General features: G+C 68.1%; 10 protein-coding genes and 1 pseudogene. 1 reads left to right on the top strand and 10 read right to left on the bottom strand.

Annotated features, from left to right (window positions below; translation table 11 throughout):
- The 3 genes and pseudogenes from BKN37_RS23900 to BKN37_RS23890 all read right to left on the bottom strand — a co-directional run.
- Positions 1-209, bottom strand: a pseudogene (locus BKN37_RS23900) (HNH nuclease); the annotation flags it as partial.
- 143 nt (positions 210-352) lie between these two features.
- Positions 353-853, bottom strand: coding sequence for a DinB family protein (locus BKN37_RS23895; protein ID WP_071029414.1), 501 nt, complete (start codon positions 851-853; stop codon positions 353-355).
- Positions 854-1,122: 269 nt separating this feature from the next.
- Positions 1,123-2,337 carry an EcsC family protein gene (locus BKN37_RS23890; protein ID WP_242657344.1) on the bottom strand — a complete coding sequence of 405 codons (1,215 nt, stop codon included), beginning with the start codon at positions 2,335-2,337 and terminating at the stop codon, positions 1,123-1,125.
- Positions 2,338-2,585: 248 nt separating this feature from the next.
- On the opposite strand from BKN37_RS23890, the gene BKN37_RS23885 reads away from it, so the two are divergent.
- Entirely contained in the window at positions 2,586-4,031 is a 1,446-nt protein-coding gene (locus tag BKN37_RS23885) for a neutral zinc metallopeptidase (protein ID WP_071029415.1), read from the top strand.
- 73 nt (positions 4,032-4,104) lie between these two features.
- Here BKN37_RS23885 and BKN37_RS23880 read toward each other — a convergent pair whose 3' ends face one another.
- The 7 genes from BKN37_RS23880 to BKN37_RS23850 form a co-directional block, all read right to left on the bottom strand.
- Positions 4,105-4,794, bottom strand: a complete 690-nt coding sequence (locus tag BKN37_RS23880) for a cutinase family protein (RefSeq protein ID WP_071029413.1) — start codon at positions 4,792-4,794, stop codon at positions 4,105-4,107.
- A gap of 243 nt (positions 4,795-5,037) precedes the next feature.
- On the bottom strand, positions 5,038-5,313 hold the full coding sequence (locus BKN37_RS23875) for a cytochrome C oxidase subunit IV family protein (RefSeq protein WP_071029412.1): 276 nt from the start codon (positions 5,311-5,313) through the stop codon (positions 5,038-5,040).
- 1 nt (position 5,314) lies between these two features.
- Positions 5,315-5,893, bottom strand: a complete 579-nt coding sequence (locus tag BKN37_RS23870; protein WP_071029411.1) for a cytochrome c oxidase subunit 3 — start codon at positions 5,891-5,893, stop codon at positions 5,315-5,317.
- A 5-nt stretch (positions 5,894-5,898) separates the two neighbouring features.
- Positions 5,899-6,648: a hypothetical protein gene (locus BKN37_RS23865; RefSeq protein ID WP_071029410.1), complete on the bottom strand. Its 750-nt coding sequence runs from the start codon at positions 6,646-6,648 to the stop codon at positions 5,899-5,901.
- The gene (locus BKN37_RS23860) at positions 6,645-7,388 is read right to left on the bottom strand and encodes a hypothetical protein (protein WP_071029409.1); all 744 of its coding nucleotides are present in this window, start codon (positions 7,386-7,388) and stop codon (positions 6,645-6,647) included. The genes BKN37_RS23865 and BKN37_RS23860 overlap by 4 nt, the downstream gene beginning before the upstream one ends.
- Before the next feature lie 48 nt (positions 7,389-7,436).
- Complete coding sequence (locus BKN37_RS23855) at positions 7,437-8,060, bottom strand: TetR/AcrR family transcriptional regulator (protein WP_071029408.1); 624 nt, start codon at positions 8,058-8,060, stop codon at positions 7,437-7,439.
- Between the two features lie 4 nt (positions 8,061-8,064).
- A partial coding sequence (locus tag BKN37_RS23850) for an MFS transporter (protein WP_071029407.1) occupies positions 8,065-9,084 on the bottom strand: 1,020 nt, incomplete at its 5' end.

The following is a 9,084-nucleotide window of genomic DNA, read 5'->3' as shown; positions in this document are numbered from 1 at the left end:
ATTTCGCCGAACACCCGGTAGGACAGGCCGCGGTTGAGGCGGTGTTGGGTTTCGAGCCGGTCGGCCATTTCGACGCGAAACGCGTTGCCGACTAGGTCGGTGTCGGCGGCACGCAACCGTGCGTGGGCGGCGTCGATGAGGTCGAGGTCGGCGCGGATCTGGGCGCGCGCCGCTTGTGCGGGCAGTTGCACCTGATCCGTGTGAGCCATACCACAGAGTCTACCGAACAAATGTGCGAATGTCAGGTCGGAAACGCCAATTTGTGGATGAATCGGCAACTGTGGATGATCACCAAATCTCCACTGCGGCAACCTGATACCGCCGGTGATAGCACTCTGCCGATAGCCGCCGGTCATGCTATCGGGCGGCTGATCTGCTCGGCGAGGATATCGGCGTGACCGGCGTGCCGGGCGACTTCGGCGATCATGCCCAGATAGATGAACCGCAGGCTCACCGTGCCGACAAGGTAGTGTTCGACCGTGTCGTCCAGGTCATGCTGCGCGGCCAGTTCGTTCGACCGTCGGCATGCCGCCACGTATTCGGTGATCACGTCGGCCAGGGTTTCGTTGTCGCCGACGTGGAAGCTGGCGTCGCCGCCGGTGGCGTGGCCGTCGCAGTCGTCGATGCTCAGGCCCGCCAGGGTTCGCTGGAACCAGATGCGCTCGGCCGCAGCGCAATGCTTGATCAACGAGATGGGCGTGGTCAGCGAGGAAACCAGTCTCTGGCGGGCTTGGCTGTCGGAGAGGTGTTGGACGGCGCGCACCAGCTCCGTCCGGTTGAGTTCGAGGGTGTTCTCCAGCAGTTCGCGTTCGCTGCCGGTGAACGGGCGACCGGGGTCGAGTACGGCGGTCATGGTGGTGCCTCCTTGTGGCGGGTTTCTTTGTGGCGGAAATGGTTTGACCGAATAACGCCGAAGCGGCGGGCGTCGTCTGCGACATTTTTGCCCCGTCAGGACAGCGATGAGCTCAAGCGGGAAAGGCCGTCGACCGGCTATGGCGCTACTGGCCTAACGAGGAAACCGCAACCACGTCCTTTTCAAACCGGGCGTTCGATTGCACCGAGGGACGTGTCGGCATGGCGAGTGTAATGGATGGCGCCGGCGAGACCCTCACCAGCGGCGCCTCAAGGAGAAACGTTCTTTCCGTCAGTCGGGTCGTCGCCTGTGCCCGGTGCCTCATCGACGTCGACGCCTTCCGACTTCAAGATGTCGACGACGTCAATCGGCATCTCCTGGGCGCCGGAGTCCGCGTGCTCATCGACGACGTCGGCATCGATGATGATCGGGCTTGTTTCGCCGGTCTTTTCGTAGAGGAATCTCTCGCGGTACGCCCAGTAGGCGGCGTCAGCGACGTCGTCGACCATCTTCCAGTTCAGCGCGGCGCCGATACCGATACCGGCGATCGGCACGAACTGGCCGAGTTTGCGCTTGGTGAGTTTCTGGCCGAACTGGGTGGCGAACTGTCGGGCCACTTTGACGAATGTCTGCTGATTGAGTTGACGCCAGGCCATGTTCGTAGCGAGGCCACGGGTGAGCACCGCAAGTTGTTGGTAGGCCGCAACCTTGGCCGACGCCGTGGTCGCGACGCCAAGACCGATGACCTGCATCATGAAGATCTCTTCTGCCGGGTCGCGTGGGTCGTAGCCGTAGTAGAGCGCGTGGTGGGCCACTACGCGGCTGCACACGCCAAGGAGTGTGGCGGCGTCGACACCCATCGCGGCGACGATGGTTCCCAGTCCGGGCGCGGCACCGGCACCGGCGCCTGCCACCGATCCCGCGGCAGCTGCAACTTGCCCGCCACTGACGGCAAGGCCGCTGGCGGCGCCTTCCGCTGCCGCCGATGCCGAGTAGGTGTAGTGCAAGCGAGTAAAAGACGCGACGCTGTCGATGTCCTTGAGATCCAGCTTCCTGATGTCGTCGAGGTCGCTGACCGGGTGACCTTTCTTGGTGTAGGCGCGCACCACGCGTGCGCTGGACGTCGTGAGCTGGCCGGTGCGCCGCATGAACTTCCCGGTGCCCTCGGCCGCGGTTGCCAGTACGGCGGCGCCGGAGTCTTTGGCTTTATCCACCCCCGGCACGGTGAGTAGCTTGTTGAACAGCTCGGTGCCTTTCTCCCGCACGCCGGCCGGAACTAGGCGTCGAGGCGAGCGGTTGATGACCCGCCGTTTGTGGTCGTGGACCTTGTCCAGCTGTCGCTGCTCATACTCGGATAGCTTCACCGGAAGTCCCTTCTGCGCGCCGTCGTCGGCAGCAACATCACAGCACGCGGCACCGACAGCGGGATCGTTGTTGGCCAAATGCCGTCGGGTGCGGCGCACATCGGCTTCGACGACCGGCAAACCGCACGCCTCGCGCGCATGTTGCGGACCCGGGTCGACGGTCTGAAGTAGTGCTCCGACGCGCCGACACCAGATTTGCGTCGGTTTCGCGCCGTGTGCTATACCGCCCGGGTTGCGGCGTCCGGCCGCACGATGGACATCATTGCGAGGTCGGGGTTGCCAGCTGTTGCCGGCGGGGTGCAGGCGAATGCGCCCCGGTGTGGTCGCACGTGCTCGCCACCCGAGCCCGTGACGAAAACGGCGGCCGCGTGAAGAGGCAACGTCGGCGCTGGGGCAGGTCGGGCATCGCGGCGGCGGTGGTCGGCGCCTGCGCGGCGCTGACGCTCAGCGGCTGTTCTGACACCGTCGACGGGCGGGCGGTGTCCGTCCTCGACGATCCGTGGCGCGTCGGCGGGCTGCCGGTGACCGACGGGCCCACCGGCCCCGTCGAGCGTGCGTTGGCCCCGATCGGCACCGTGCAAAACACCGATGGCGGTGCCATCGACCGGCTGGCGCTGCTGTCGATCAACGACATCCAGGACTACTGGAAGCAGAACTATGCCGGCTTCACCGGCAGCTTCGCCCCGGTCGACACGCTCATCTCGTACGGCTCCAAAAACCCCACCGGGATGACGATCTGCGGCGTCAACACCTACCAGTACGTCAACGCGTTCTACTGCTACGGCCGCAACCTGATCGCCTGGGACCGCGGCGTGTTGTTGCCGGCGGTCAAGGACTATTTCGGCGATATGTCGGTCACCGCGGCGCTGGCGCACGAATACGGGCACGCGGTGGAAGACATGGCCCGGCTGGTCACCAAGTCGACCCCGATGCTGGTGGCCGAACAGCAGGCCGACTGCTTCACCGGGGCGTATCTGCGCTGGGTCGCCGAGGGCAAGTCGTCGCGGTTCACCCTGAACACCGCCGACGGGCTCGACGAGATCCTGGCCGGGCTGATCACGTTGCGCGACCCGCTGCTGGGGCCCCACGACAAGGCGATCGTCGGCGAAGCGCACGGCACCGCGCTGGACCGGATCAGCGCGCTGCAGCTGGGCTTCGACACCGCAGTCGGCCGGTGCGCCGCGATCGACGCCGACGAGATCACGCAGCGCCGCGGCGACATGCCGATGTCGTTGCAGCGCGAACTCACCGGCGCGGTGCAGACCGGTGAAGTCGCGATCACCAAGGCCACCCTGGCGACGTTGGTCGAGGGGCTCAATGCGACGTTCCACCCCGCCCGGCCGCCCACCCTCGCCTACAACGACGCCACCTGCGCCGCCGCCCCGGCCGCGTACTGCCCGGCCACCAACACCATCGGCGTCGACCTGCCGGCGTTGCAGCACCTGGCGGTGGCCGCCGACGAGCTGGAGGATCGGCTGTTACCGCAGGGCGACAACACGGCGTTATCGGTGGTCATGTCCCGCTACATGCTGGCACTGCAGCATCAGCGCGGCCTCGACCTCGCCTCTGCGACGACGGCGCTGCGCACCGCCTGCCTGACCGGGGTGGGGCAGCGCAGCATGTTCGCGCCCCACGGCACCCGCCTGCGGCTCACCGCCGGAGACGTCGACGAGGCGGTCACCGGCCTGCTGATGAACGGGCTCGCCGCCAGCGACGTGGGCGGTGCCACCGTGCCGGCCGGCTTCACCCGGATCCAGGCGTTTCGGGCCGGGCTGACCGGCGACGCCGAGCGTTGCTACCAGCGCTTCCCCTAAGTGACGCGCCGAGTGTGGGGTTGATCCACGCCTAGGGGGCCCGGCGTGACTCAAGCCCACACTCGGCGGTCGACTACAGGTGGTTGGCGGCGTAGGTCGCGCCCCGTTCCACCAACCCGTCCGCCGCGTAGGAGTCGTGCGCGGCGAATTCCAGGCCGTCCGAACACACCGGGTCGTTGGTCGCGCACAACTGCAGGGTCTTGCCCGCATACAGCGGGCCGATGACGACCGGCGGCTCGTTGAGGAAGTTCATCGCCCGCTCGTTCGGGGTCCCGAACAGGACGACGGCGGCGACATGCTCGGCCACGTCGGGCTGCAGCGGTTTGGGCACGGTCGCCGGGTCGACCCCATCCGGGACGGTGTCGGAGGTGACGAAACCCATCACCGCCGCGCCCTGGGAGAATCCGCCGAGCACCATCTTGGTGTTGGGGCAATTCGCGGCCATGGACTGAACGTGCGAGCCCGCGTCCCGCACCCCGTCGACGCCGGTGGGCCAGTCGTTGGTGGCGGGGTAGTTCACCGCGTACACCCCCAACGACCTGCCGCCCACCTTCGGGCGCAGCGCGTTGACGAACGCGTTGCCGGTCGGGCCGACACCCGGGTCCTCACCGGTGCCCCGGGCAAACGTCACCTCCACATCGGGGCACTGCGCGGCGGACGCCGATGGTGTCACCGGTCCGAGCAGCGCCCCCGTCGCGCCCACGGCAGCGACGGTAAATCGGGCGAGGTGGCGGGGTAACCCTGAGTGCGCGCGGCGGGTCATTGGTCGTCCTCCTGTTCCACGGTGCTAAACCCCAAGTCGCAGCCGCCAAACTGCGAGGGGAAAGCGCGCTATCGCGGTCGTCGCGACAACCCTGGCCGTGATGCCCGGCCGGCGGTTCATGAGTTGTCCGACGCCGCAAACACGTTGAGCGCGCCCACGGCGATTTACGTTACCGCTAGTTTGGGCGATGCGCTGCGCTTATGGGCCCGTGTTGCTGCACACAGTTGTCCAAACCGGTGAACTTCACATCAAGTAGATCACCAGCACCACCGCCCACAGCGCGGTGAGCCAGCCGTCGGTGGCCAGTCGCAACCACCGCGGCGCGCGGTGCACCTCCATGAAGTAGCGGATGACGAGTCGCCCCTTGACGGCGGCGAGCACCACCACGGCGACGGTGATCGGCACGCTGGCAGCAACCGTGCCGGTGCTCGCGTGACCGGGGGACAGCCACCAGGAGATCAGGGTGATCGCCGACAGCACGATCCAGGCGCCGGTGATGGTCCGCGTCGACGCCGTCATGTCAGCGCATCACGTACAGCAGGCCGAAGATGACGATCCACAACAGGTCGACCATGTGCCAGTAGGTGGCCCCGGATTCGACCATCGACGCGCGGCGGCGTCGCGGGTTGCGCAGTTCGCGCACCACGATGCCCAGGATCAGCAAGCCGAGCGCTACGTGGAACAGGTGCACACCGGTGAGCATGTAGTAGAAGCTGAAGAAGGTGTTGCTGGCCAGGGTGTAGCCATGCCGGATCTCGAACGTCCACTCGTAGGCCTTGATCAGCAGGAACAACACCCCGCAGGCACCGCCGAGATACGTCAGCGCGATCGCGCGACGATGGTCGCCGGCCCGGGCGGCCAGCACGCTGCGCGCCACGAACCAGGAACTGGTCAACAACACCAGCGTGTTGAGCACGCCGGCGTTGATGTTCAGTTGCTGTTGGGCGGCCAGGAACTCGTGGGGCTGCATCGCCCGGTACACCATGAAGATGACGAAGTAGGCGCCGAAGATGACCAGGTCGCCCAGCACCATCACCCACATGTGGCCGTCGCCGGGCAGGTGCGCGGTCTCCCGGCGGTCGGAGGCGAGGTCGGTCATGCCCCTCACTCCAGCGGTGCTTCGTCGAGGGGCTGGCGTTCGGTGGCCTTCTTGAGGAAGGCGATCACGCACATCAGCCAGCAGCCGAACACGACGGTGCCCATCCAAAACGAGATGGACCCGTTCCACGCGAACGGTCCGGCCTTGCAGGCGAACACCGGCACGGCCATGATCTCGGTGACGATCTGCCACACGGTCACGTAGGCCAGCCATTTGGGGAAGATCTCGTTGCGGTCGTAGAGGATCGCGACGGCAAACGCGAAATACGCCGCCGAAAAGCAGCCCAGCGATCCCACATAGGACAGCAACCCCAGGTCGTAGAGCAGGGCCTGCAGCTGCGGGTCGCGGTCGGGGCGGTACACCGCGGTCAGGAAGCAAAACGCGACCAGCAGGCAGCCGGGCAGCGCGCCGATGCCCATCGCGCCCAGGTAGGTGTAGGACAGCACCGAGCCGACCGTCATGCGTTTCATGTGGTAGGCCACGATGCCGTTGGCCACCCCGGCGCCGCCCACGATGAGCACCAACGCCGCGAAGCCGATTCTGATCGTGGTGGCGTGCGCGTGGAAGAAGTCGACCATCTGGGTGGCGGTGACGTCGGGCCGCGGCGGGGGCATCACCCGCGCCAAGGCGAAGAAGATCACCCCGAACGCGGTGTAGAACGCCGGCACGATCCAAAACACCAGCCACACATCGCGCTTACCGGCCGGCGCGGCGGCGGGGGCGGCCGTCGCCGCCGGGCTGACCGTGCGGGTCACGCGGCGACACCCTCGCGGACGGCTTGGCGGCGGAGCGCGTCGCGCACCACGAAGAACATCACGGCCACGAACAGCACCAGCGCCCCGTTGCGCAGCCAGAACGACACCGCGCCGTTCCAGGCCAGCGGCCCGCTGGTGACCACGGCGGCGCCGACGGCCGGCGCCATGGCCAGCGCGGTCGCCACCGCGAAATGCCCCACCCAGCGGGCGAACACCGGGTCGGGCCCGTCATCGAAATAGACCGCGGCCGCCAGCAGCAGGTTCTGCGCGACCAGCGCGCCGACCGGGGCGATCAGCAACATCCACGCCAGGTCGTTGAGCAGCAGCACCAGGTCCGGGTCGCGCTCGGGCCGAAACGCGGCGACCAGGAACACGATGTTGGACAACGCGAACAGCGTCGCCCCGCTGACCGCGGCGGTCAGGTAGCAGTAGGCGAACACGTGACTTTGGGTGGCCATCCGCTTCATCTGGACCACGATCACCATGAAGAACGGCAACAGCATGACCCCGCACAGGTCGTAGGTGATCATCGAAAACCGGATCGCGCCGGTGTGCGCGCCGTAGAAGTCGGCGACCTGCTGGGCGGTCAGCTGCGGTGACATCGGCGGGAAGAAGCCCGGAAACGCCAGGAAGGCGATCAGGTACACCACGCCGAACACCGGTGCCGTCCACACGCTGATCAACTGGGTCTTGACGTTGGCGGTCGCGGGCAGGTCTTCGGCCTCGGCAAGGATCTGCATCTCACCTCGCTGGGGTAGCGGCGAACTGGCCCCAGGCTAGCCGATCGGCTAGTTGCCCACAACGTCCACAGCGGGGGCGGCTTTGACCGGCAACTGCATCATGCGTTCGATGAGCGGGATCAGCACCGCGCACAACGTGGCGTCGTCGACGTCGTCGACCAGCGGATTGACCACGGTGCCCCCGATCGCCCCGGACAGCAGCGCCGCCGCGATCCGCGCCTCGGTGTCGTCGGGGGTGCCCAGCAGAATCCCGTACAGCCGGCTGATGAACTGCCGGAACGGTTCATGCTCGCCCAGCAGCCGCACGATCACCGGATCGCTTTGCAGGGTCCGCACCCAGCGCCGGCGCCGGACCGCCATCTCGATGACGTCGGTCAACAGCGCCTTGCGCGCGGCCAGCGGCTCCGGCTGGGCCTCGGCGGCGGCCAACGCCTCCTCGAGCGTGCCCAGCTCCCGGTCGGTGACCGCGATGACAATCTCTTCTTTGGTCTTGAACTGGTGATAGACCGCCGCCTTGGTCACCCCGACGGCGTCGGCGATCATCTGCAGCGAGGTGCCGCTGACCCCGTGGTCGGCGATCAAATCCAACGCGGCGTCCAGGATTCGGGTTTGGGCCGCAGAATAGGGGACCCCGCCCAGCCGTTTCCGGTTCGCCGGCTTCTCGGTGAGCACCGCCTCAGGGTAGCCCCGGCGTCGCGCCGCGGATCCGCAGCACGACCACGCCCCCGGCCAGCGCAAGCCCCTGAATCGCGGCCACCGCCGCCACCACCGCGGTCGGGGAAACGTCATACAGCCACCCGGTCAGCGCGCCGCCGACCGCGGTGGCCGCGCCCAGCGCCGCCGCGAACACCCCGTAGGCGGTGGCCCGGCGCGGCGCCGGAACCAGGTCGGCGACCACCGCGCGCAGCGTCGACTCGGTGATCCCGACCGCCGCCCCCCACAGCAGCGCCCCGACTAGCACCGACCACACGGCGCCGGTGAACGCGAACACCGGCACCAGACCCGACACGACCGGCAGCGCGGCAAGGGTTTTGGCGCCGAACCGGTCGTAGCCCCAGCCCGAGGCCAGGGCGGTCAGCGCGTCCACGCCCATCGCGGCGGCATAGATCAGCGGCACCGCGGCGGCCGGCAGCACCCCGCGGGTGACCATGTGAAACGACAGCAACCCGAAGGTGGCGAAGCCGATCATGGTGACCGCGGTGAACCCGCAATACCCCCAGAACACGGCGGGCAGCCCGTCGCGCGGCGCCGCCGGCTCGGCAGGGTCGGCGCCGGCCGGTTCGTAGCGGGCCGGGTCCGGCACCCGCAACCGCAGCCACACCAGCAGCGCCAGCGTCGCGGCGCCGGGCGCGGCCAGCACCCCCAGCGCCGGCGCGTAGTCGCCGCCGGTGACGGCCAGCACCGCGGCGACGGTGAGCGGACCGAGCACCGCCCCCACCTGGTCCAGCGCCTCATGCACGGCGAAACCCCGGCCCCGGCCGGTGGCGCCGGCGGCGTGCGACAGCAGGGTGTCCTTGGCCGGGCTGCGCACCGCCTTGCCGACCCGCTCGGCGATCACCAGCGCGGCGGCCACCCACAGCGTGCCCGCGATACCCAGCACCGGCACGGTGACCACGGTGAGCGCGTAGCCGGCGATGGTCCACGCCCAAAACCGTTGGGTGCGGTCGGTCAACGGCCCCGACACCAGCCGCAGCCC

The sequence above is a fragment of the Mycobacterium talmoniae genome (assembly GCF_001854525.1).
Lineage (GTDB): Bacteria > Actinomycetota > Actinomycetes > Mycobacteriales > Mycobacteriaceae > Mycobacterium > Mycobacterium talmoniae.
This window is presented reverse-complemented; position numbering and strand designations above follow the sequence as displayed.

What these genes read in the sequence shown, in the direction of transcription:
- BKN37_RS23895 (WP_071029414.1), bottom strand. Translation starts at nt 853, where the DNA reads ATGACCGCCGTACTCGACCCCGGTCGCCCGTTCACCGGCAGCGAACGC.
- BKN37_RS23875 (WP_071029412.1), bottom strand. Translation starts at nt 5,313, where the DNA reads ATGACGGCGTCGACGCGGACCATCACCGGCGCCTGGATCGTGCTGTCG.
- BKN37_RS23870 (WP_071029411.1), bottom strand. Translation starts at nt 5,893, where the DNA reads ATGACCGACCTCGCCTCCGACCGCCGGGAGACCGCGCACCTGCCCGGC.
- BKN37_RS23860 (WP_071029409.1), bottom strand. Translation starts at nt 7,388, where the DNA reads ATGCAGATCCTTGCCGAGGCCGAAGACCTGCCCGCGACCGCCAACGTC.
- BKN37_RS23880 (WP_071029413.1), bottom strand. Translation starts at nt 4,794, where the DNA reads ATGACCCGCCGCGCGCACTCAGGGTTACCCCGCCACCTCGCCCGATTT.